This window comes from Rossellomorea orangium, assembly GCF_019334305.1.
Lineage (GTDB): Bacteria > Bacillota > Bacilli > Bacillales > Bacillaceae_B > Rossellomorea.
On record NZ_JAHWGH010000003.1, the window covers coordinates 16,681 to 39,442 of the forward strand.

Below are 22,762 nucleotides of genomic sequence, written 5' to 3' on the forward strand. Positions count from 1 at the left end.
TTTTCAGAATTTTTCTACATAAATTCAAAATTCCCATTTCAATTCAATATATGTCCAATTAACCTGTTCATTCCTTCCATATAAAGTAATTTATACCTACTTTATTCATAACACCCCTGAAATAAGTTTGATATATTTTTTCAACCAACAAAAAAAGTCATGACTTTTATCACACAAAGGGTGATATGTCATGACTTTCAATTTTATTGATCAAGCTGTTGTACTTGAAAGAGTTTGTAATAGTGACCTTGCTTTGCCATCAATTCTTCATGTGATCCCATTTCAACAACTTCACCGTGTTCCATGTGGATGATCCTGTCCGCATGAGTGATGGTTGATAGACGGTGAGCCACGATAAAGGTCGTTCGATCTTTTGCCAGGATTTCAAGGGATTCCTGGATGAGGTGTTCACTTTCTAAATCAAGGGCAGATGTTGCTTCATCAAGGATAAGGATCGGTGGATTCTTAAGAAATACCCTTGCAATCGCAACCCTTTGTTTCTGGCCGCCTGACAGCTTCACGCCACGTTCACCCACTCGGGTATCGTACCCTTGAGGTAATTTCATGATGAAGTCGTGGGCATTTGCCGCTTTCGCTGCCTCAATGACCTCCTCGTCCGTCGCTTCGGGATTACCGAACTTAATATTCATCTTGACGGATTCACTGAAGAGTATATTATCCTGCAGGACCATTCCGATATTGTCTCGTAAAGATCTGACTTGAAACCTTCTGATGTCCGTGCCGTCTAAAAGGATTTCCCCTTCGGTTACATCATAGAAGCGGGGTATAAGACTGACGAAGGATGATTTACCTCCGCCACTCATCCCGACCAACGCGACGGTTTCCCCTGTTTTGATATCCAGATTGAGGTCTCGCAGTACTCTGTCTTCTTCTGATTCATATCGGAAGGAAACGTTTTTGAATTGAATATTTCCTCGAACATCATTGCATGGAATAGCTCCTGGTTCGTCATCAATATCATACTTCTCGTCCATGAATTCAAAAACGCGGTCCATTGAAGCAATCGATTGAGTCAGTGTTGTTGAAGAGTTTACCAGTCGTCTGAGCGGGCCGTACAAACGGTCGATATAGGCTATGAATGCTGCCATCGTACCAATTGTGAGATCTTTTTCAATCACCTGCAGCCCGGCATAGCCGATGATGATCAAGGGGGAAATATCCGTGATGGTATTGACAACCGCAAACGCCTTTGCATTCCAGCTTGTCTGCTTTAACGCTTTTGTCAGGAAATTATGATTCTGCTCCTGGAATTGCTTCTGTTCATAATCTTCAACAGCAAAGCTCTTGATGACAGCCATCCCCTGAACCCGTTCGTGCAGGTGGCTTTGCACCTCAGCAAGTGCCTGGGATCTATCCCTCGTCAAGCCCCTGAGCCTGCCGAAGAAATAACGGACAGAGAAAGCGTAAAATGGGAAAGCAATGAGAGACACCAGGGTCAGAGATACATCCATCGTGAACATGATGGATAGTGCAATCACAATGGTGGCCGCGTCAAGCCATAGATTCATCAGGCCGGTGATGACGAAGTTCTTTGTCTGCTCTACATCATTGATGACCCTTGAAATGACTTCTCCTGCCCTTGTATTTGAATAATACTTAAAGCTGAGCCGCTGAATATGAGAGAAAAGATAATCCCTCAAGTCATACAGGATCTTGTTTCCCGTCCACTGGGCAAAGTACTGTCTGTAATATTCCACTGGTGGTCTGACGAGGAGGAACAGGACGAGCATGATCCCCATGATCATGAGTAACTGACTTGTCTTCTCATCGGCCGATAGCCCTTTGGCCCCTACAATATCATCGATGACATACTTAATTAAAACGGGGATCAACAGTGGGATCGTGAATTTTATGATACCTATGATTAATGTACCTATGATTTGCCACTTATACGGTTTGACAAACTGAAGGTACCTTTTGATACTATCCAAGTGATTACTCCTTTCTAAGTTGTATGTGTTTAGTTTGCCCCAATAAAAAGGGGTGACCCTTTACTGAAAGAAGCACTGCACCTACTCCTGATCGAATAATCGTTCAGGAGTAGGTTGCTCCTTACCGGGTCAGCCCTACGATACCTATACAATTTTGAGGATTTCTGTTAACCCCTGTGGGTCAGATAACGCTCGTACCAAATATCAATAAAGTCCGGGGCGAATGGCCCTTTTCTTTGTCTGATCCAACGGACAAGCTTATCAACATTCCGCTTCAGGATGTGATCGATCACATCAGGGTAACCGTATAGTTTCCGATGAGCTTCATACTCATCTTCATCGAGCAGTGTATATGTCATGTCGGGAAACACTTTGATATCCAGGTCGTAATCGATATACTTGATCGCCTCATGATCATATACAAATGGTGAGCTTAAGTTACAATAATAATAAATACCGTCCTCACGAATCATACAAATAATGTTAAACCATAGCTCCGAATGAAAATAGCAGATGGCCGGCTCACGGGTCATCCATGTCCTTCCGTCTGATTCCGTCACCATCGTCCGGTCATTTCCACCGATGATCTGATTCGTGGTCCCTTTCAGGACCGTCGTCTCATTCCAAATGCGGTGAATGTTTCCATCATGCTTAAAGCTATGTATTTGTACAGATTTTCCTTCAGTGGGAACCGCCATCGTATCCCCTTCTTTCATTTCAAAATTACCCTTATATATACTAGTCTATTTTATCATTATAACGTTTCCTCAGAAAATTTAAAACAAAAGGGCTATCCTTAAAGAAAATATCCTTTAAGAACGGCCCGAAATAACTTCAAAATGGGGTGTTTTATGGAAATATAAGTGGTGCTTCTGCCGAACCGGCCGATGATTCCTGAAGTTTATGATGTGACGCCGCTTTGTTCCTTTTGATAGGAGCGGATCACTTCATCGGTCTGCTCTTGAAAGGTTTTCTGTATTTCCCTGAGATCCTTCTTTTTAGTAAGGATTTCTTTCTGAATCGATTCAGCCTTTGTCATTTCCTGAAGCTCGATCAATTCTTCCTCCAACGCCTGACAGCGCTCTATTTCGGACTGAAGATATAACAACTTATCCATCGTTTCCAACTGCACCGTAACCAACTCATTAAAACGCTGCTGCATCACTTCAACCAACTCCTCTAAACAAGCTCTCCTAACACATTCTCCTTTCAGTGCACAAACCCTTTGACTTTTTCTGTCATAAACATGAAAGTTTTGTCGATGGGAATGTTGAGAACTGAGGTGCCGTTTTGTAAGGTTGTTTTTCAATATTTGTTAAAAGACGCAATTGTCACCCAGAATGACGCAAAATATTTAAAAATTGACGCAATTAAAATGAAAATGACGCAATTATTTTTATAACGACGCAATCATCATCCAAAATGACGCAATGCCCCCCCTTTAGTGCATCCTCAAAAAGTGGCATCTTACGCACTTATTGGACTTCCTATCCTATAATCAGGGCAAAAATGAAAAAGCACCCAACTGAATGGGTGCTTTTCCTGTCAAGAACAATGAAATTATTGTTGTTGTCCGTATTTACCAGAAGCTTTCGCTTTGTTAGCTTCTGCTTGTTGGTTTTGTTGCTTTACGTGTTGAGCTGCAGTCGTTTCTGAAGCAAACTCAGTACCGTATTGTTGCTGAGCTTGACCAGCTTGAGCGTTTTGTTGTTTCACGTGTTGAACGTTTGTACCAGATTGAGTTTTGTTTGGTTGTTTTGCCATTGTAATCACCTCCACGCTTATTAAGATAACCAAGCGTGGATTTCACTATTCGATTAATTTCAGGAAAAACATTCCATTAAACGAGAAGCGAACGACCACCGTCTACGATGATGGTTTGCCCTCTGATCATGGAGGAATCGTCCGAAACGAGGAACATGACTGACTTCACAAGATCATCGATTTCGACCATTCGTCCTGCAGGCGTTTTGCTGCGGGCATCTTCCAGGAGCTCTTCACGGTTAGGGAAATGCTTAAGTGCATCTGTATCGATGGCACCACCGGAAACGGCATTTACGATAATGTCACGAGGCGCAAGCTCAACGGCAAGATAGCGCGTCAATGCTTCAACGGCAGCTTTAGAAACACCTACTGTCGTGTAATTATCCAAATAACGGATCGATCCCAAAGAGCTGATGCTTACGATGCGTCCACCTTTATCCATCAATTTAGCCGCTTCCTGGGCGCAGAATAATAATGCTTTACTATTGATATTCATTGTCCAGTCCCAGTGAGACTCTTCAAGCTCCATGACAGGTCGCAGTACTCCGGACGCCGCATTGCTTACCAATACATCCAGGCGTCCGAATTCTTCTTTGATCTGCTCAAACATGGATTTGATTTTATCTACATCCCCGACATTTGCCCGGACAACAAACGCTTTACGGCCAAGCTTTTCAACTTGTTCAGCCGTCTCAAGGGCACCTTTTTTGCTGCGGGCATAATTGACGACGATATCGTATCCTTTTTCTGCAAGCTGGATGGCGATTTCCCTTCCGAGACCGCGGCTGCTTCCTGTTACTAATGCTACTTTTTGACTCATGTTTCTTCATCCTTTCAAATTTCATTTTCCAATTGGTCCAGGGCATAAAGAGACTCTGAACATGCAAACTAATAAGAACATAGTTAATTGGAGGAATGAGTTATGTATGTAGGCAGAGATATGACAGAGCTTTCAATGATTCCAAAAGATGAATGGAAGAAAAGCGAACTTGCTTTCTTTCATCACTCACTACAACAAATAGTACCTTATTTGAATGCAGAAGGACAATCTATTCACCGGGAAATTGTCGAAGAAATTGAAAACCGTGGCGGGTTGAAGCGTGGCGAAGCCGATTATACTCATGGCACGAAGATCAGCTACGACTGAAATTGCAATGATGAAAGGAGCAGCGGTTCCCGCTGCCCCTTTCTAGTTTTGCAAGATCCCTTCCCCGGTTTCCTGCCAAATTTTCTGATGTGAAACGGGAAAGGCATACTTCTCCATTTCTTCGGGTGTAACTGCCAACAAGCTGCTGCCCTCGAGAGAATTGCTGTCGATCGATCCTACATATACTTCAATATCCCAAATAATATGAGAAAATACATGCTGGATTTTTGTCACAACCCCCGCCTTTAATGAGCAGTCCACTTCATACTCTTCTTCCAAAGAATCAAGTAATTGCGCACGTCCGCTGCCCGAATTTCCCATTTCAAAATTAGGGAATTCCCATAAGTTGGCGAGCAACCCTTTTCCAGGTCGTTTGTGAATCACGACCCGGTCATCTTCTGTAAAAAGAACGGCTGCAGCCATGTTGAGCTTGCGTGCCGATTTTTTCTTTGACTTGATGGGGAGCTCGGTTTGGACCCCTTCTTCAAAAGCTTGGCAGTGTTCCCTTACAGGACAGAGAAGGCAAGATGGTGAAGTTGGGGTACAAATCAATGCCCCAAGTTCCATCAATGCCTGATTGAAATAAGAAGGATTTTCTTTAGAAATCAGGTTCCTTACCGCTTCTTCAAACACCTTTCTGGATGAAGGCTTGGCAATATCAAGCCAAATGGAAAGGATCCGTGAAAAAACCCTCATTACATTTCCGTCTACAGCGGGTTCGGGTTTACTGTAGGCGATGCTGAGTATCGCCCCTGCTGTGTAGGGACCCACTCCTTTTAAAGATGAAATTTCTTTAGGCGTATCCGGAACGATTCCTTCATATTTTTCATTCACTTCTTTAACCGCAGACTGCAAGTTCCTTACTCGTGAATAATAACCAAGGCCTTCCCATGCTTTCAGGACATCCTCCTCATCAGCAGAGGCAAGAGCATCTATCGTGGGAAATTTATCAATGAATCGGTTAAAATAAGGTATGACCGTATCCACCCTTGTTTGTTGAAGCATGATTTCAGATACCCACACTTTATAGGGATCTTGATCCTTCCTCCACGGAAGATCGCGCTGTTCCCTTGAAAACCAGGAAATCAGATCTTTTTGAAAATCCTCACGGTTAATGGTCTGTAAATGTCTCAGTGAATCTTCTATCAATTTTGTACCTCCAGGATGTTAAATGTTACATTGATTAGGGAATAAATAATTAATGCTCTGTTTTTAAGCAGATAAGGTTTATTTCTTTTACACCACCACAAATACATTCGTCCAGTAATCCAAATAATAAATGACGACGGGATTTTCGTAAACGTTTTAACACATGAAAATGAGATTCAGTCGGGACAACGAAGGTTTCGATATAACGGTTAGAAGTGTCTTCAGCCTTCTCCCAACTGATATCACAAGCATCATATTGTGGTAATGTCTCTGCGATACTGGTCATAATTTGCTTATATCGAGGCTTTAGATGCTGTTTTATTTCATATTCTAAGTAAATGTGCAAGGTGTTTTTCATTGAAATAATCTCCTTTTAACCATATCATGTTCACCAATGCTACGTCATAAACAAATCTTAGAAATGCGAGCCAAGGGAGGACTTTTTTTGGATACAGGTACTCATATCGTCATGGGTTTCGCTCTCGGGGGGTTGGCTACATTGGATCCCGTTGTTGCCGAGAGTGCGGCCACTTCTCAAAGCGTATTGCTTGCAGCAGTCATCGGCTCTCAAATACCCGATATCGATACCGTCTTGAAACTTCGAAATAATGCGGTTTATATTCGTCATCACCGAGGAATTACACATAGTATACCGGCGGTTGTTCTCTGGCCGCTGTTGATCGTCGCTTGTCTTTATCCTTTTTTTCCTGGTGCAGATTTGCTTCACTTATGGATTTGGACATTTTTAGCCGTATTCCTCCATGTATTTGTCGACATTTTCAACGCATATGGCACACAGGCCATCAGACCAATTTCGTCGAAATGGGTCGCTTTAGGGGTCATCAACACGTTTGATCCGATTATCTTCGGGATTCATGTTGCCGGTTTAATTCTATGGGGAGTAGGACTTCCTCCGGGAAAAACCTTTTTGGTCATGTACATCGTAATTTTCGCTTATTATGTGTTGAGGTTCCAGGTTCAGAAAGCCGTAAAAAATGCGGTGAAACGCAGGGTTCCGAAAGCGGAGAAAATCATCGTTTCACCGACGATTCGATTTTTCCAATGGCGTCTTGCCGTTGTCACAAAGCACCATTACTATGTAGCGAGAGCCTATAGAAGGTCTATCACGATCTTTGATAAATTTGAACGGGTGCCGATTCCTGAAAACCCAGTCATCATTGCCGCTAAGAAAGATAAAAACCTGGGAGCATTCCTTTCCTTTTCCCCGGTTTACCGCTGGGAAGTGGATGAATACGATGACCATTACGAAGTCCGTTTCATTGACCTCCGCTACCGAAATAATGGACATTACCCATTCGTTGCCCTCGTGCAGCTCGACAAGGACCTGAACATCGTCAGCTCCTACACAGGATGGGTTTTCAGCGAAGAAAAACTTCGCTCAAAAGTCGACATCGACATATTAATTGATTAAAGACAGTGAGGGACGGACCTTTAAAGGTCCGTCCCTCATCATGTTAATGTACTAAATCATCATCTTCTTTATCATCAATCAAGTGCTTGTATTTCGGGTTTTGGGCAGCAAACTCGTGGATTTGTTCTCCGTACGTGTTGACCCATTGGCGAACGACTTTCTCCGTTACTGCTTTTCCTTTGTAATCGTAACCTGCTTTTGCGTATGTCGCTTCGAAATCTTCCCAAACAAGTTCGATCCAAGTCCTCGCTTTTTCATATGAGAGCTTATTATTTTTTTCAATTAACAACTGTGTTAATTCGTGGAATGTAGACTCCATTTTGTCTCCTCCTTTTCCAAATATTTAGTTCATCCTTTTATGATAATGTGGACCATTTCACCCATACTAAGGGTACGTGGTTAAGCTTAGTTGTGAATCTTTGCTTCTTCACGGTATGAGTCAGTAAATTTCACCTTTTAGGAGGCACATTATGCGAAATAAATCGACAGGGTTCCCCAATATGAACAATAATAAATTTGAAGGTGAACCGAGAGCAAAAGCGGAATATGCATCTAAAAGGGCTAACGGCACCATCAATACCCATCCTCAAGAACGCATGAAATCTTCTGGACAACGAGATCACGACTCACTTTAATGCGAGTGAAATTTGATTAGGGGGTAGTCACGATGGCAAACATGAAAAACAACTTTTACCGAAATAAGTACAGCAGTCCATTTAACAAGGCATTCTACAATCCGAAGCATGCCCATTCCCAGGCAAATGGACAGACTACACAAACTCAAGACTTAATCATTCTAGAGAACCAGACACGTAAACGTTCCTAGACCTTCCGAGGTCCGTCCCTCTTGACGGACCTCTTCCTTATTTCTTCTCTCCTGCCAATAGGGAAATCGGCAAAGCCTCTTCTTTCCCATCACCCCCAAGGCGGTACCCCCATGCGAAAACACCATTTAAGTAATCCACCTTGAAGTATGTACCGGGATCTCCTTCGATTGCGTATATGCCGCCAGGCTTGTATGCATCAGGATCCATTAAATAAGCCTGCGCCATAAGGGCTTTCCGCTCCAACACAGCAAACTCATTCACAATACCCAGCTGCTCGGCCTTCCTTGCCTTCTCCTTCAACGAAGCAATCTCCTGCTTCAACTCATGCTCTGTCATCTCACTATATCTTCTCTCTTGTTCCATTCCTCATCACCTCTACTAATAGTAGTATAGAGAAAATGATACAATAAGAAAAGCGGAGACGACTGGTTAGGCCCGACAAGCATTTCCGAGCAAACAGATGAGGGCGCTCTTTGCCCTCAACTGTTTGATTGGAAATGACCTCGAGGGGCTAGGAGTCGGAGCTGGACAATAAGAAAAGCGGAAGCGGCTGGTCAGACCCGACAAGCATAAGACGGGATGGCCGGAAAGGCGCTCTTTGCCTTTTTGGCCATCACGACTTATGACCTCGAGGGGCTAGCCGCTGGAGCTGGACAATAAGAAAAGCGGAGGGGCTTTGCACAGAGGCGACAAGCATAAGGCAAGTCTACCGGAAAGGCGCCTTTTGCCTTTTTGGTGGGCTGGACTTATGACCTCGAGGGGCTAGCCGCTGGAGCTGGACAATAAGAAAAGCGGAGACGACTGATCAGACCCGATAAGCACAAGAAAGGATGAATTCAACATGAAAACAGCCATCATCACAGGTGGAGGCTCTGGCCTCGGTAAAGAATTAGGCATACTTCTGAGCAAACAGGGATTTCATATTTTCCTGCTAGGACGAACGGAAGATACTTTAAGAACAGCGGCAGCTGAAATTGAACATATTGGGGGCAAAGCATCCTTTGCCATATTGGATATCAACTCAAATGAAAAAATACAAAAGGTGTATGAAAACCACCTTACAAACAGCAGCCTTTCATTACTCATACATAACGCAGGTGTAGGCTACTTCGGACCATTCAACGAGTCAAACGACGACGAATTAGTAAGCATGTTCGAGACCAATGCCCTCGGACCAATACGGTTAACGAAGGCACTACTGCCTCAACTTGAGCAGCAGGATAGCACCATCATCAATATCATTTCTACAGCTGGTCTTAGAGGTAAGAAAAATGAATCCTTATATGTAGCAAGCAAGTTCGCACTAAGAGGATTTGGGGAAAGTCTGCAAAAAGAATATGAAGGGACCCATCTTCGTATCGTCAATGCTTATATGGGGGGCATGAATACTCCTTTCTGGGATAATAGCGACCATATTAGCGATCCTTCACGACTTCGTTCTCCCCGAGAAGTGGCGGAGATGATCGTGAATGAATACCAGGAAAAAGATGAAATTGTCATCGAATCAAAAAAATAAACCTCAAAAGGCAGCCTTCGATAAACGAAAGCTGCCTTGATTTACGGAGCAAAAGGAAAAAACATAAAGGCCACAAAAAATAAAAGCATAGGAACTAAAAACAATGCAAATACATCAATGACCACGACAAAGGCGATCCATACCCACCGGATGCCATCTTTCCGTTTTAGAAACTGCTGTATCATCCTGATATTGACCAAGACCAAGAATATGGCGACTCCGAGAAGGAAGAATGGCACGACCCATTTCCCCATATCTTCAGCGAACCCCTGGTTATGCCACTCCTGCCTGCCTATTGAAAAGAAGTCCGTTCGCACCTTAATCGTCAATTCACCGATGAGAAATATAAGGGCTGTACCAATTACTATTCCACCAGCGTATATCTTGAATTTTCTACTAGTTCTAATGATAAGTGGCAGCGTGACAATAACGAACAAAAGAGCAACTATCTCCACAGAACTACCCCTTTCCACAACCTTTTAATGCTGAAAAAGATCACCATTCATTTTCTTTTAATTCTTCCAGCAGTCTTTCGATATCTTCCATGGAAAACCCTTTTCGATACAACGTTTGTTTCATCTTTTGTACATATTCATATCCATCATATTTTGTACTAAGTTTTCTGTGAGCCTTTAATCCCTGATGATAAACCGCATCCCATCTCTCATCGTCATCCCTCTCGGATTCGACTGTCTCCCACACGATTTTCATGACCGAGCCAGGATATCCTTTTCTCATCATATTTTGCTCGACCTTTTGCTTGGCGATCATCTTGGAGTCTTTTCGATATTTATGAAGGAGCTTTTCTGTTAAAGCGACGGCTTTATCTACCTGCTTTTCTTGTGTGAAAGCAGCAAGTGCCTCTTCAATATGTGAGTCACCTACCCCTTTTCTCCTTAATTCACCTCGTATCCATACAGGTCCTTTCTCAGCGGTATTCATCTGTGTCCCGACAAACGCATGGGCGAATTCCAAATCATTGATGTATTTAATCTCATTCAATTTATGGATCACTTCCTGTATGATTCCATCTTCCGGGTCCCCTTCCTGCAAATGATCGCGGATTTCTTTTTCCGTCCTCATCCGATAGGCCAGATACTGAATCGCTTTGTTGAATGCTTTTTTCACATCGTCTTCGTATTGAAGCTCTGAAATCTCCAGCTCATCCACCTCAAGGCCTTTTCTAAGCTGAAACTTTGCAAGGACTGCTTCATCGACACTGAAGGCATATTTCCCATCTATAAATAAATTGTAACGCTCATCATTCTTCACTTGCTTCGTTATTTTCGTAATCTTACCCATTTTTTCCACCTCACCATAATCCTAACACATCCAACATGTTTTTTATTCTGAAGATAGGTAAAATAATAATATAACTGGAGGGATGAAGATGAAGATCGCCATTACAGGTGGAACAGGTTTTGTCGGCCAGGCACTGACGGAGGAACTTCTCTCACATGAACATGAAATACTGATTCTTACACGTAATCCGGATAAACATGAGGCACGTCCAGGCGTGAAGTATGTGAAGTGGCTGTCTGATGGAGCAAGACCCGAAGAGACCCTTGAAGGAATCCATGCATTTATCAACCTTGCAGGCGAATCCATCAACAGCGGACGCTGGACCGATGAGCGTAAGAAGCGCATCATCAATAGCCGGATCACCTCCACTGGGGAAGTAATCAATATTATTAAGGCCCTGAAAGAAAAGCCTGCATGCCTAATCAATGCGAGCGCAATCGGCTATTATCCTTCTTCAAAGACGAATACGTATACAGAAGCCTCGACGGAAACGGCAGACAATTTCCTTGGGGAAACCGTGCAAATATGGGAAAAGGAAGCGGCCAAGGCCAAAAAATTGGGTATTCGTGTAGCATATACACGATTTGGCATCATCCTCGGTAAAGATGAAGGTGCCCTCCCCCGTATTGCGCTCCCTTATAAAATGTTTGTCGGAGGCACGGTCGGTTCAGGTGAACAGTGGATGTCATGGGTTCATATTAAAGATATCGCGAGAGCCGTGCATTTTGTTACTGAAACGGAGGGGATCACAGGACCGGTTAATGTCACCGCTCCTTCCCCAGTCACCATGAAAGAATTCGGAAAGACACTCGGATCCGTTATGGGCAGGCCACACTGGATACCGGTCCCATCATTCGCTTTAAAAGTCGCGATGGGGGAAATGAGTTCACTTGTGCTGGAAGGACAAAAAGTTCTCCCAAGTGTCCTCTCAGAACATGGCTTCAAATTCAAATACCCTGAATTAAAGAGTGCCCTGATGGAAATATATCGATAAGTAAGAGGTATGTCCCTTCCTTTTCACGGCAAAAATAGAACTAATCTTGAAAAGAAGGGATGTACATACGAATGGATAATAAGAAAAAGAAAGACAAGAACAAGTCAGTTTTATCTAGCGCTCAGGAAGTGACGTACTCAAGGGAGTTCAAAGCAGCCGACCGTGCAGGCGGCTTCAGTTCCAAAGCCCATAGATAGTCAATTATTTCCTAACTAAAACCCCCTACTTTGAAGAAAGATAAAGGTACAGGTTACAAGCCTGTGCCTTTATTTTTTAGCGAAAAGGGGATGTTGATATTGGGAAGATCACGCGGACATAGTAAAAGAGGAAATAAAAACAGCCTGCCACAAACACCCGCTCAGCTCAAATCTGATGGTGTTGACGAAGAGTTCTCACGAGAACTTGCCGACCAGGCTGACATGGAAGCGCAAGCCCGTGCAAATGCTGCCAATCAGCGTGCGCGAGTGAAGAAAAACCAATAGTGCAATCCCGTTAGTTGAAAATTCAGGTAAAAAAGGACCCCTGCTGTGAAAGCACGGGTCCCTTCTTATGTTACTCTCTCAAACCACAATCGGCTTTTTGTTTTTCTTTTCATTATGGTGAATCAATTGCTTCATGTATGGCATGATCCAGTGATCAGCTCCCCAATAGTATGTCCCTCTACCTGCAAAAAGAAGAATGATGGCCACTGTATACAGGACTGGATTCGTGCTCACAGTTCCCGCCAATAAAAAGTTAAGGTTCATGAATGCCCCTGCAATCAGAGCTGGTAATGTCATGAATCCCACAACCAAGCCCACTCCCACCAATATCTCACCCCACGGAATCAGAACATTGAACAGCTCAACGTTTGGTAGTGCAAATCCGTTCAGAAATTCTGCATACCAGCCTTGAACTGCAGGATGTTCACCAGTTGCTTTTGTCATTGCCCCTTGCAGGAAACCACTTGCATCAAACCCGTCATTCACCTTATGCCATCCTGCCTCCAGCCACTGAACGCCCAACCAAATTCTCAACATTGTCCAAACCACACTCACCTTTTGATTTTCCCACCATCTCATGATGGATCATCTCCTTATGGTAATGTTTTTGTGAAACAATTCACATGTTATGTCGGATTGAAGAACCTGATGTCAGGTGATGAATAATGATTGTGAAGTGTTTCACATGTTCTTTACATCTATAATATACCTCTACATCAACCTAAATACAATAGGCTTTTGTTGCGTTCACAAAGGTGTCAATATCAGAATACTATTGTGTTTGTAAACGATTCACTAGTAGATTCAGTTGCTGAATTCTATATAAAAAAATCAGCAGCTGAATATTGGGTCATGTTCAGCTTCTGAACAACGCTCTAATTTAAACTGAGAAGTCTCTTCGCATCATTTTAATCCGTTACTTTAAGGCTCGTATATCCACTTTTGTCCAAATATCAAGGAACTTTCATAATCGAAACTTTCCTATTTCAAATCCGTATTACATAATAGAGATAAAAGTTCCCGATTACGGAGGATAAAAATATGAAATCAGAGAACAAGCTTTGGAGAATGTGGAAAGTCCTGTCCCTTGCCTTATCCATCGTCGTGAGGGTCTACTGGTACCGACTACGGGGTAAGTCTCAATGGGAGAAGGAGAAACTGTGGGAACGAATCGGTAAGGAGTTCAAAGATACCCTGTTCGAACTGAACGGGGTGTTAATTAAAGTCGGGCAACTTCTCAGTATCCGGGAAGATTTGCTCCCCAAAGGCTTTATCAGTCAAATTCAAGATTTGGTTGATCATGTACCTCCATCAACGTGGGAGGAAATACAAACGGTTCTTGAACGTGAATGGGGCACCTCTATCTCCTCGAAGGTCATGGACATAGACAAAGATGCCGTTGCATCTGCCTCCATTGGCGAAGTGTATAAAGCAAGACTGCTTGATGGCACTAAAGTAGCCATCAAAGTGCAGCGCCCTGAAATCCCGACACTCGTCAAGACTGATTTCCGTACTCTTTCCATCATCATTTGGTTCGCACGGCATTTCGCTCCCATGCCGAAAGGGTTCATTGATTTCAAGATGCTTTATAGGGAATTAAAGCAGGTGATTGAACAGGAGCTGGATTTTTCTAAGGAAATGAGTACCGCCATTTCCTTTAAACAACGGTTCAAGGATCAATCCAATGTGAAGATCCCTGGGATGTATCCTGACCTTTGCACGGATAAAGTGCTTGTAATGGAGTGGATTGATGGTGTCCGATTGAATGATAAAGAAGCGATGAAAGGGTATGAACTTGACGGACAAAAGCTAGCACAGGATTTATTCCGCCTCTTTCTCCCTCAGTGGCTAGAGCCTGGGATCTTTCATGCCGATCCCCATGCAGGAAATATACTGCTTCAGCCTGATGGTTCATTTGTTTTATTGGACTTTGGGATGATCGGGGAAATTTCGAAAAGAGATTCTGCACATTTTCAAGACCTTCTGGAAGGTGTCCTATTAAAGAATTTCCGGAAAGCCTCTGAGGCGCTGGCTCAATTGGGCTTCCTGCTCCCAAACGCAAGTCCGAAGACGATTGAGCCTGTGCTGAAGGAATTTGTCACTCTTGATATGGAGCAGTTCAAGCAGATGGATATGATTTCAGTTAAAAAGGAAATCAACGACATGGTGAAATCACTCCCTGTTCAGGTACCGACCCGCTTTATCTTCTTGGGTCGATCATTTGCCACCATCGAGGGGCTTGTCCATACGCTGAGTCCGGATGAAGAAACCCTTGATGTCGTTAAACCCGCTTTTTTAGATTGGGTGAAGGATGGCAACACCAACAAATGGGAGCTTCTAATGAAATGGCTGGGTGCACAGCCTCTCTTTCAGACCGTTCAAAAAGTACGACAGCTATTGGATATACCTGAAAGGGCTTTGGAACAAAAGGACCACCATCAGCTAAATGAATTTCAGTTCACTCTATTCGAGAGCCAAAAGAAGCATGCTTTCATTCTTCTACTAGCCGGAATCATCGGCGGGTTTGCAGGACTTGGCTTCGAATTTGAGTTAATCTGGCAGGGAAGCTTTGGACTTGCCGGATTCGGTTCCGTTTTGTATTGGATGACTGCTATAAGAGAAAGAGCCTGGCTGAAGAAATTGAAGAATGGGCAACTGCATTAAACGTAAAAAGGTAACCTATGAATAATATGGTTACCTTTTTACGGCAGAATACAAACAGGAGGGATACTATGACAAATCGTAAAGAATTGTTTAATGATGTGATCGATCATATGTCCAAGATCGAAGGCGCACCCATGAGTAAGCCAGAAATGAGCAGCCTCCCACTCGGAATCCGGATCATCGGGTATGCATTGATTGGATTTACGGCCCTTGCATCTTTATTGTTCATTATTCTGACCTTACTTGATTAGCACTAATTTCGGGCTGATGCTGAAATTCCTCCAGATCAATCCGGTTATCCCCTATAAAATGAATTCCTTCTGCTTCCAACGATAGTTTTTGGGTCATTCTCTGCTCCTCATCACGAAACCCGATTTCCCCTTTACTATTCAGCACCCTGTGCCAGGGCAGATTGTACTTTCCACTCATAGAATGGAGGATGCGGACGATCTGCCTTGCCGCCCTCGGACTGCCCGCATGCGCAGCGATTTGTCCGTACGTCATGACCTTTCCGGGAGGTATCCTCTTTATTATTTTCACGGCTCTTTCGGTAAACGGCTCCATGCTCGTCACCTCCTCTTTCACTCTCAATCATCCACTCCCCCTATTATACTGCCTTCATAAGTCAGGTTCCTAGAAGATTTGCTTCCATTATATTAAACTGTATATGAAAGAATAAAAGGACGTGATGATGAAATGGATATTAAACTGATTGCACTGGATATGGACGGGACTCTCGTCAACCATGAAGGAGAGGTATCTCCTGAGAACGAACAAGCCATTCAGCGTGCGAAGGAGAAAGGTATTCATGTCGTGTTAAGTACCGGACGCTCCCTCTTCACATGCCGGGATATCTCAGACGAACTTGGACGTTCATCTTATCTTGTGACTGTGAATGGCGGGGAAATCTACGATCATGAATACAACCTCGTAGACAGCATCCCCTTGGATATCGACCTTGTGAAGCAGCTTTGGGCGTTGAAAGAAGAGCATGATGTCTACTTCTGGTCCTCTACCTCTCAAGGGCTGTTCAATAGTAAGAAGCCTTTTGATCAGGACATAGAAACCTATAATTGGCTGAAGTTTGGCTTTGATATACAGGATGATGATGTCCGTAAAGTCATGATGGACGAACTCGTGAAAAATGAAGCACTCGAGATTACGAATTCATCCCCGACGAATATTGAAATTAATCCGGCGGGTGTCAATAAAGCCGCAGCATTAGTGAAAGTATGTAAATGGCTGGATCTTTCCATGGAACAAGTCATGGCGGTCGGAGACAGTATGAATGACATTGCCATGATACGTGAAGCCGGTTTCGGTGTGGCCATGGGCAACGCTCAGGAAATGGTAAAAGAAGCAGCCGATTGGGTAACGGGTATAAATACCGATCATGGCGTGGCCCAAGCGATCGATAAAGTGCTTGCTGATATGGAATAAACATTTTCATTAATGTGCCTGATTCAATGCGAATCAGGCACTTTCACTTTCCACCGTGTCTATTATAATTACATTAGGTACATACTGAATACAAAAACAAGGATTGTATCCGACATGTATCTATTACTGGTAGTGGTTGTTTATCTGATTTTTGCTAAGCTCTTTATTGATTGGAAACGCTGGAAAGAGTATTATCCAACGGTTCAATATTATATTATCTGTAATCTTACATATAATGTGATCTTTTATAATCATACTTTATGGAAGTACAAGGCTGTTACGGTGGAATGGCTAAACCATACTCTGATCGACCTCGTCTTCACCTTTTTCATCATTCCTGTTGTAATCATGATCTTTCTCCGTTATTATCCATACGGAAAAAAGAAATGGATTTACCTTACCTGCTGGATAACCTATTTCACGTTTCTGGAATACCTGTTTCATAAAAAAGGTCTGTTTCTGTATGAGAATGGCTGGAATTTAGGGTGGTCCGCTGTGTTTAATATCATCATGTTTTCCATCTTGGGTTTGCATCACAAGAAGCCTTTACTTGCCATCATAATTTCCTTGCCTATCATTGCCATTCTATTATTCCTTTTCCATCCATCTTTACAAGATTTAAAGTGAGGGTGTTTAAATGTCTTCCTTTTCTACTCCTCTATTTATTATATTGGTTTTAGGCGTTTATTTAATCATGGCTATTTATATCGCCATTTTAAAAAGGAAAGAATGAAAAAAAGAAGCACCCTGGAGGATGCTTCTTTTACATTTTATTTCACGATAATCTCATTATTTTCAACTGAGACTAAAAGCTCCGTTACACCTTCTTCATCCAGTAAGAAGTCGGCTATCTTATCTTCTACTCTCTCCTGAATGACGCGCCGTAATGGTCGTGCACCAAATTCCTGGTGATATCCCAGTTCAACGAGCTTATGCTTCGCTTCACCGTCGATGGTCAGCGTAATCCCCTGCTCCTTAAGTTCAACCTGCAACTCCTCCAGCATTAAATCAAGGATTTCTAAGAGCTCTTCTTTTTCAAGAGTCTTAAATTCAATGATACTGTCGAAACGGTTAAGGAATTCCGGTTTAAAGTAGGCACCCAATGATTGAAGAATATTCGTTTCTTTAATGGCATCTGTGCCGCCAGTATCGAAACCGACTACAGCGGCCTTCTTATCCGTGACGCCTGCGTTACTTGTCATGATGATCACGGTCTCCTTGAAGCTGACCGTTCTACCCTGACTATCCGTAAGACGCCCGTCTTCAAGAATCTGCAGGAACATATGCTGCACATCAGGATGTGCTTTTTCAATTTCATCCAGAAGAATGATGGAATACGGATTTCTTCTAACCTTCTCCGTCAGTTGACCGGATTCTTCATGTCCAACATATCCTGGAGGGGAACCGATCAGTTTAGATACTGAATGTTTCTCCATATACTCACTCATATCCAACCGAAGCATGGAATCTTTAGATCCAAATAATTCTTCTGCGAGTGTTTTTGTTAACTCTGTCTTCCCTACACCCGTCGGCCCGACGAATAGGAATGTACCTATTGGACGATGCTTCGCTTTCAATCCTGCACGGCTGCGGCGTATGGCTTTTGCCACTTTCTTCACTGCTTCTTCCTGGCCGATCACTTTATGAGCCAGATTTTCTTCCAGTGATTTCATTCGCTTACGATCATCACTTTGGAGTTTTCCTACCGGTATACCCGTTTTGCCTTCGATGATGGTCTGGATTAATTCTTTTTCTACAACAGCTGCTGAATCAGTAGATTCCTGTCCAAGTTGCTTCTCCAGTTCCGTTTCCTGATCCCGGAGAATCGCTGCCTGCTCATAGTTCTCATCCTTTGTTGCCTGTTCTTTCTTTATTCGTACATCATGTAATTTTTTGTGGATAGCCGTTTTGTCTTTGCCCTCTGATAGAAGGTTGACTTTTGAACCTGCCTCATCCATTAAATCAATGGCTTTATCCGGCAGGAACCTGTCTTGGATATAGCGATGTGAAAGTTTCACACAAGCTTCGATGGCCTCATCTGTAAATGTCACCCCGTGATAGTCTTCATATCTATCTTTTAGACCCTTAAGTATGTCGATTGCTTCTTCTGGAGTCGGTTCATTGACCATGACCGGTTGAAATCGGCGTTCAAGGGCCGCATCCTTCTCAATTTGACGATATTCCTTGAGCGTAGTAGCCCCAATCACCTGCAGCTCTCCACGGGCCAGGGCAGGCTTTAAAATGTTCCCTGCATCCATCGAACCTTCGGCGGAACCGGCTCCGACTAATTGATGGATTTCATCTATGAACAGCATGACGTTTTCACGGTTTTGCAATTCACTGATGATGGCTTTCAACCGCTCCTCAAATGATCCACGGACGCCTGTACCCGCTGTCAAAGAAGCAACATCCATCACATATACTTCTTTATTCAATAACTTGGATGGTACATCCCCAGCTACAATTTTACGTGCCAATCCTTCTGCAATGGCGGTTTTCCCTACACCAGGCTCCCCAATCAGAACCGGATTGTTCTTGTTTCGGCGATTCAGGATTTCGATGACACGATTCACTTCTTTATTCCTGCCAATGACTGGATCGATCAAGCCTGCTTTGGCAGCGCCTGTGACATTTCGGCCGAATTGATCAAGAATGCCGTTACCTCCATGGCCACCCCTGGTTTCGGGAGTAGCTTGCTGATGATGGTTTTGGAACCCATCATTCTGATTTCCACCCATGCTTATGCCTTTAAACAACTCATCAAACGGAAACCCTCCGCTCATGCCAGAAGGTGTCTGCTGCTTTTTAAAGCAAGCTGAACACATTTTCATACTGGACTTCTTACCATTCACTTGCGTATACACTTCAACTGATGCTTGATTGTGATGACATACTTGGCATTTCATGAAACATGACCTCCTGTAGTCTTATCTATAAATTCATTTTCATTATTAGTTGAATTAGAAAGGTCAAATTTATCAAGTTTGACTTTGACTTTCTTTGACCTTATAAATAGTATACTTTGACCTTCTTTGACTTTCAATGTTTTTGCTTATGGGAATTTTTACATAAACGAGCTTGTGATTGAGTGTTGAAGAAGAGTGTAGGACATTTTAGAATAGAATTCAATTAATTGATTTATTGGTACAAAAAAAAAGCCGGCATTCATGCCAGCTCTCTTAATACCAATGTTCCCAGTTATCTTTATGACAACAATGTTTCTGCTTATGGCAGGTACATTTCTTAATCTTCTTTAACTCATCCAAAATGTCTTTAAGAAGTTCTTTAATATCGTTGTCACGATGCTTAGAGCAATCTGATTGTTTATTAGACATACGTTGTTTCACCACCTTTTCAACCATTGGCAGGACGTTCATCACGTTCGCCATATTTCCCATGCTTCCAAGTGATCCTAGTGCATCCAGGGAACCCTTCCCTCCAGAACCCGAATTCAACAGACCTTTTAATTGATCATTATTTAATAATGAACTTAATTGATCTTTTACCGAATTAAGGTCAAGCTTACTTGCATCTTCTTTTGTGTATTGGTTGATCAAATCCATGATCCCCTCAAGTGGATTATTTTTCTCACTCATTGTTTTCCCCTCCAATTCTTTATCATTCGATGTAATACTATTCCTTGAATATGGCTGCCCATGTTCAAGGAATGTTTTAAATCCTGGTTTAGCTAATGGCACCTACCGCAAGCAGAACGAGAATTGCAATTCCTACAATCAATGCTGCTAGAGGATTAATCGCAAGTAGTACTAGAAAAGCCACAATTAACAACACCAAAAGCAAACTGTAAAAATCAAATTCGCTATGAGAATGACTCGCACCCATCCATCATCACCTCACTTATTCAGTACTTGTAAAGCACTCTACATGGTATCTTATGTATAGATTGCTAGATTCGAATGATATAATCGTCTATTTGATAATAAAAAGGGCTATTTTATCCAAAAAAAATGCTAGACCTGAAAGACCAGGCCTAGCATGTTAATGAATATACTAGAGAATTAAACTCTTACTATTATTTTATACCAATTCGCGATCCCAATGGCGATGAGCGGCAATCGCTGTTATGAATTCCTGGACGAATTCCTTCATATTATCCCCAGTTACTACACCGGAACCGCCAACACCGGCTTCATCCAGCCAATGGATCCCTTCATGTGTGGCTCCGATTGGCTTATAATGAGAATACGCTTCTTTTACAAAGTAGGCCGTATCTTGAGAGAATTTCTTATCTACGTCCTCCCCGCCTATAATGTAAAGGCTATCAAATAAAACCGATTCTCCCGTTAGGAACGTATGGTCCACTTCCAGCTCTGAACCATTGTCGCCTTTTCGAATCCCCAGCTTGTCACTGATGACCTCAGGCTGAATCCCTTCTTCTTTAAGGGAAGTAAGGACCATGTCCACTTCTTCCCCTTTATAGCCGTTTCCTACGATTACTCCCACTTTTCTAGTAGCAGGTTTCTTGATTGTATTTTCCTGGCTAAGGGCTTTCGAAGATTTAGTCACCTTGGATTCTTCACCATCAGGGACTTCTCCATTGATCGCTTCGGCAAATCCTTTTGCCAGCTCCCTGCTTACATTTGCAAACATGTCAACGACCTGTTTCTGCACCGATTTACTCTTCACCTTCCCAAGTTCAAAACTGAAAGCTTGAATAATATGCTCTTTCTCAGGGGCACTCATGCTGTTCCAGAACATGGTGGCTTGTGAGAAATGATCTTTAAAGCTTTCACTTCTCGCACGTACTTTACGCCCTTCCATTTTTTCCTGGTAGTGGGTGTATCCACCGTCTTCTTTGGAAGCAGGAGCTGGTGTATTGTGAGCAAGTGAGTTGTTATGATAGCTTACCTGCCCTTTATTGATTGTATGTCGACCGTATCCGTCACGCTGATTATTGTGGAAAGGACACACCGGTCTATTAATAGGAAGCTCGTGGAAGTTTGGTCCTCCAAGGCGGATCAATTGTGTATCGGTATAGGAAAATAAGCGGCCCTGTAATAATGGGTCATTGGAGAAATCGATACCTGGCACGACAGATCCCGGATGAAACGCCGCCTGCTCCGTTTCTGCGAATACATTATCCACATTGCGATTGAGGGTCATTTTCCCGACCATCTTCACAGGGACCTCTTCCTCCGGCCACAGCTTGGTCGGATCAAGGACATCAAAGTCAAAGTTAAATTCATCTTCTTCCGGAATGAGTTGAACACCAAGCTCATATTCAGGATAGTCCCCGTTTTCAATGGATTCCCACAGGTCCCTGCGATGGAAATCTGGGTCCTTCCCATTGATTTTCTGTGCCTCATCCCATACAAGGGAATGTGTCCCAAGTACCGGTTTCCAGTGGAATTTCACGAAATGTGCCTTGCCTTCCCCGTTAACCAAGCGGAATGTGTGAACTCCGAAGCCTTCCATCATACGCAGGCTTCGCGGAATTGCCCGATCGGACATGGCCCACATGACCATATGTGCAGATTCCTGGTTGTTCGCTACAAAGTCCCAAAACGTATCATGGGCAGAAGCAGCCTGGGGCATTTCATTGTGTGGCTCCGGCTTCACTGCGTGGATCAAATCCGGGAATTTGATTGCATCCTGTATAAAGAAAACAGGGATGTTGTTGCCGACAAGGTCATAATTCCCTTCTTCGGTATAAAACTTCGTGGCAAATCCACGTGCATCCCTTACCGTCTCCGCAGAACCTTTTGAGCCTGCCACAGTAGAAAAACGGACGAATACCGGTGTCTTCTTTGTGGTGTCCTGCAGGAATTTGGCACGTGTATATTCTTTCATAGAGTCATAGAGTTCGAATTCCCCGTGAGCCGCAAACCCCCGGGCATGGACAATCCGTTCAGGAATACGCTCATGGTCGAAGTGAGTCATCTTTTCACGGAAGTGGAAATCCTCCATTAACGTAGGACCGCGGTCTCCGGCTTTCAGCGAGAACTCATCCTCGGATACCTTCAACCCTTGATTGGTTGTAAGATGCTTCCCTTCATCTTCCACGCGATACTGTTCAAGCTGTTCATCCTTACTGCTGCCATTCACTTTCGTATGACGATCGTCTCCCATTCT

29 protein-coding genes are annotated in these 22,762 nt (G+C 43.2%); 12 read left to right on the forward strand and 17 right to left on the reverse strand.

Features of this window, described 5'->3' with window-relative positions:
• Positions 1 to 203: 203 nt before the first annotated feature.
• The 5 genes from KYJ26_RS01505 to fabL all read right to left on the reverse strand — a co-directional run bounded on the left by KYJ26_RS01505 (position 204) and on the right by fabL (position 4,536).
• A complete protein-coding gene (locus KYJ26_RS01505; RefSeq protein ID WP_219165599.1) occupies positions 204 to 1,952 on the reverse strand; it encodes an ABC transporter ATP-binding protein in 1,749 nt (582 codons plus the stop codon).
• Between the two features lie 167 nt (positions 1,953 to 2,119).
• Entirely contained in the window at positions 2,120 to 2,650 is a 531-nt protein-coding gene (gene ntdP / locus KYJ26_RS01510) for a nucleoside tri-diphosphate phosphatase (protein WP_034762875.1), read from the reverse strand.
• A 203-nt stretch (positions 2,651 to 2,853) separates the two neighbouring features.
• Complete coding sequence (locus tag KYJ26_RS01515) at positions 2,854 to 3,114, reverse strand: YgaB family protein (protein WP_219165628.1); 261 nt, start codon at positions 3,112 to 3,114, stop codon at positions 2,854 to 2,856.
• A 398-nt stretch (positions 3,115 to 3,512) separates the two neighbouring features.
• Complete coding sequence (locus KYJ26_RS01520) at positions 3,513 to 3,716, reverse strand: gamma-type small acid-soluble spore protein (protein WP_219165600.1); 204 nt, start codon at positions 3,714 to 3,716, stop codon at positions 3,513 to 3,515.
• A 76-nt stretch (positions 3,717 to 3,792) separates the two neighbouring features.
• Positions 3,793 to 4,536: an enoyl-[acyl-carrier-protein] reductase FabL gene (gene fabL, locus KYJ26_RS01525; RefSeq protein WP_034762580.1), complete on the reverse strand. Its 744-nt coding sequence runs from the start codon at positions 4,534 to 4,536 to the stop codon at positions 3,793 to 3,795.
• A 102-nt stretch (positions 4,537 to 4,638) separates the two neighbouring features.
• Here fabL and KYJ26_RS01530 point away from each other — a divergent pair, with 102 nt between their 5' ends.
• A complete protein-coding gene (locus KYJ26_RS01530) occupies positions 4,639 to 4,863 on the forward strand; it encodes a hypothetical protein (RefSeq protein ID WP_034762579.1) in 225 nt (74 codons plus the stop codon).
• A 42-nt stretch (positions 4,864 to 4,905) separates the two neighbouring features.
• Here KYJ26_RS01530 and mutY read toward each other — a convergent pair whose 3' ends face one another.
• Both mutY and KYJ26_RS01540 read right to left on the reverse strand, forming a co-directional pair.
• Positions 4,906 to 6,012, reverse strand: a complete 1,107-nt coding sequence (gene mutY, locus KYJ26_RS01535; RefSeq protein WP_219165601.1) for an A/G-specific adenine glycosylase — start codon at positions 6,010 to 6,012, stop codon at positions 4,906 to 4,908.
• Positions 6,013 to 6,061: 49 nt separating this feature from the next.
• Positions 6,062 to 6,370 (reverse strand): hypothetical protein, encoded by a 309-nt coding sequence (locus KYJ26_RS01540; protein WP_219165602.1) that lies wholly within the window; start codon positions 6,368 to 6,370, stop codon positions 6,062 to 6,064.
• 87 nt (positions 6,371 to 6,457) lie between these two features.
• Here KYJ26_RS01540 and KYJ26_RS01545 point away from each other — a divergent pair, with 87 nt between their 5' ends.
• The gene (locus KYJ26_RS01545) at positions 6,458 to 7,444 is read left to right on the forward strand and encodes a metal-dependent hydrolase (protein ID WP_219165603.1); all 987 of its coding nucleotides are present in this window, start codon (positions 6,458 to 6,460) and stop codon (positions 7,442 to 7,444) included.
• Between the two features lie 43 nt (positions 7,445 to 7,487).
• Here the strand turns inward: KYJ26_RS01545 and KYJ26_RS01550 are convergent, their stop codons facing one another.
• Positions 7,488 to 7,763: a YfhJ family protein gene (locus KYJ26_RS01550; RefSeq protein WP_034762572.1), complete on the reverse strand. Its 276-nt coding sequence runs from the start codon at positions 7,761 to 7,763 to the stop codon at positions 7,488 to 7,490.
• 151 nt (positions 7,764 to 7,914) lie between these two features.
• Between KYJ26_RS01550 and KYJ26_RS01555 the strand changes: the two genes are divergently transcribed.
• Positions 7,915 to 8,079 carry a small, acid-soluble spore protein K gene (locus KYJ26_RS01555; protein ID WP_034762570.1) on the forward strand — a complete coding sequence of 55 codons (165 nt, stop codon included), beginning with the start codon at positions 7,915 to 7,917 and terminating at the stop codon, positions 8,077 to 8,079.
• A gap of 32 nt (positions 8,080 to 8,111) precedes the next feature.
• Entirely contained in the window at positions 8,112 to 8,270 is a 159-nt protein-coding gene (locus KYJ26_RS01560) for a YpzG family protein (protein ID WP_082051311.1), read from the forward strand.
• Positions 8,271 to 8,307: 37 nt separating this feature from the next.
• On the opposite strand, the gene KYJ26_RS01565 is transcribed toward KYJ26_RS01560, so the two are convergent.
• Positions 8,308 to 8,634, reverse strand: coding sequence for a YfhH family protein (locus KYJ26_RS01565; protein WP_219165604.1), 327 nt, complete (start codon positions 8,632 to 8,634; stop codon positions 8,308 to 8,310).
• Positions 8,635 to 9,112: 478 nt separating this feature from the next.
• Between KYJ26_RS01565 and KYJ26_RS01570 the strand changes: the two genes are divergently transcribed.
• Positions 9,113 to 9,787 carry an SDR family NAD(P)-dependent oxidoreductase gene (locus KYJ26_RS01570; protein WP_219165605.1) on the forward strand — a complete coding sequence of 225 codons (675 nt, stop codon included), beginning with the start codon at positions 9,113 to 9,115 and terminating at the stop codon, positions 9,785 to 9,787.
• A 41-nt stretch (positions 9,788 to 9,828) separates the two neighbouring features.
• Here the strand turns inward: KYJ26_RS01570 and KYJ26_RS01575 are convergent, their stop codons facing one another.
• Complete coding sequence (locus KYJ26_RS01575) at positions 9,829 to 10,242, reverse strand: hypothetical protein (RefSeq protein WP_219165606.1); 414 nt, start codon at positions 10,240 to 10,242, stop codon at positions 9,829 to 9,831.
• Positions 10,243 to 10,282: 40 nt separating this feature from the next.
• Positions 10,283 to 11,089, reverse strand: coding sequence for a recombination regulator RecX (gene recX, locus KYJ26_RS01580; RefSeq protein WP_219165607.1), 807 nt, complete (start codon positions 11,087 to 11,089; stop codon positions 10,283 to 10,285).
• An 88-nt stretch (positions 11,090 to 11,177) separates the two neighbouring features.
• On the opposite strand from recX, the gene KYJ26_RS01585 reads away from it, so the two are divergent.
• The 3 genes from KYJ26_RS01585 (at position 11,178) to KYJ26_RS01595 (ending at position 12,565) form a co-directional block, all read left to right on the forward strand.
• Positions 11,178 to 12,083, forward strand: a complete 906-nt coding sequence (locus KYJ26_RS01585) for a TIGR01777 family oxidoreductase (protein WP_219165608.1) — start codon at positions 11,178 to 11,180, stop codon at positions 12,081 to 12,083.
• A gap of 71 nt (positions 12,084 to 12,154) precedes the next feature.
• On the forward strand, positions 12,155 to 12,280 hold the full coding sequence (locus tag KYJ26_RS01590; protein WP_079531092.1) for a YfhE family protein: 126 nt from the start codon (positions 12,155 to 12,157) through the stop codon (positions 12,278 to 12,280).
• Positions 12,281 to 12,379: 99 nt separating this feature from the next.
• Positions 12,380 to 12,565: a YfhD family protein gene (locus KYJ26_RS01595; protein WP_060673389.1), complete on the forward strand. Its 186-nt coding sequence runs from the start codon at positions 12,380 to 12,382 to the stop codon at positions 12,563 to 12,565.
• A 78-nt stretch (positions 12,566 to 12,643) separates the two neighbouring features.
• Here the strand turns inward: KYJ26_RS01595 and KYJ26_RS01600 are convergent, their stop codons facing one another.
• A complete protein-coding gene (locus tag KYJ26_RS01600; protein WP_219165609.1) occupies positions 12,644 to 13,144 on the reverse strand; it encodes a DoxX family protein in 501 nt (166 codons plus the stop codon).
• Between the two features lie 462 nt (positions 13,145 to 13,606).
• On the opposite strand from KYJ26_RS01600, the gene KYJ26_RS01605 reads away from it, so the two are divergent.
• Entirely contained in the window at positions 13,607 to 15,229 is a 1,623-nt protein-coding gene (locus KYJ26_RS01605) for an ABC1 kinase family protein (protein ID WP_219165610.1), read from the forward strand.
• A 68-nt stretch (positions 15,230 to 15,297) separates the two neighbouring features.
• Complete coding sequence (locus tag KYJ26_RS01610; RefSeq protein ID WP_219165611.1) at positions 15,298 to 15,480, forward strand: hypothetical protein; 183 nt, start codon at positions 15,298 to 15,300, stop codon at positions 15,478 to 15,480.
• Here KYJ26_RS01610 and KYJ26_RS01615 read toward each other — a convergent pair.
• Positions 15,458 to 15,793, reverse strand: a complete 336-nt coding sequence (locus KYJ26_RS01615; RefSeq protein ID WP_219165629.1) for an MGMT family protein — start codon at positions 15,791 to 15,793, stop codon at positions 15,458 to 15,460. The genes KYJ26_RS01610 and KYJ26_RS01615 overlap by 23 nt on opposite strands.
• 111 nt (positions 15,794 to 15,904) lie before the next feature.
• Here KYJ26_RS01615 and KYJ26_RS01620 point away from each other — a divergent pair, with 111 nt between their 5' ends.
• A complete protein-coding gene (locus KYJ26_RS01620) occupies positions 15,905 to 16,669 on the forward strand; it encodes a Cof-type HAD-IIB family hydrolase (RefSeq protein WP_308807536.1) in 765 nt (254 codons plus the stop codon).
• A 114-nt stretch (positions 16,670 to 16,783) separates the two neighbouring features.
• On the forward strand, positions 16,784 to 17,296 hold the full coding sequence (locus tag KYJ26_RS01625; RefSeq protein ID WP_219165613.1) for a CBO0543 family protein: 513 nt from the start codon (positions 16,784 to 16,786) through the stop codon (positions 17,294 to 17,296).
• Between the two features lie 143 nt (positions 17,297 to 17,439).
• Here the strand turns inward: KYJ26_RS01625 and KYJ26_RS01630 are convergent, their stop codons facing one another.
• The 4 genes from KYJ26_RS01630 to KYJ26_RS01645 form a co-directional block, all read right to left on the reverse strand.
• Positions 17,440 to 19,575 carry an ATP-dependent Clp protease ATP-binding subunit gene (locus KYJ26_RS01630; RefSeq protein WP_219165614.1) on the reverse strand — a complete coding sequence of 712 codons (2,136 nt, stop codon included), beginning with the start codon at positions 19,573 to 19,575 and terminating at the stop codon, positions 17,440 to 17,442.
• 273 nt (positions 19,576 to 19,848) lie between these two features.
• Positions 19,849 to 20,265, reverse strand: coding sequence for a hypothetical protein (locus KYJ26_RS01635; protein WP_219165615.1), 417 nt, complete (start codon positions 20,263 to 20,265; stop codon positions 19,849 to 19,851).
• A gap of 88 nt (positions 20,266 to 20,353) precedes the next feature.
• Positions 20,354 to 20,512: a hypothetical protein gene (locus KYJ26_RS01640; protein ID WP_219165616.1), complete on the reverse strand. Its 159-nt coding sequence runs from the start codon at positions 20,510 to 20,512 to the stop codon at positions 20,354 to 20,356.
• A 195-nt stretch (positions 20,513 to 20,707) separates the two neighbouring features.
• A complete protein-coding gene (locus tag KYJ26_RS01645) occupies positions 20,708 to 22,759 on the reverse strand; it encodes a catalase (protein WP_219165617.1) in 2,052 nt (683 codons plus the stop codon).
• Positions 22,760 to 22,762 lie beyond the last annotated feature (3 nt).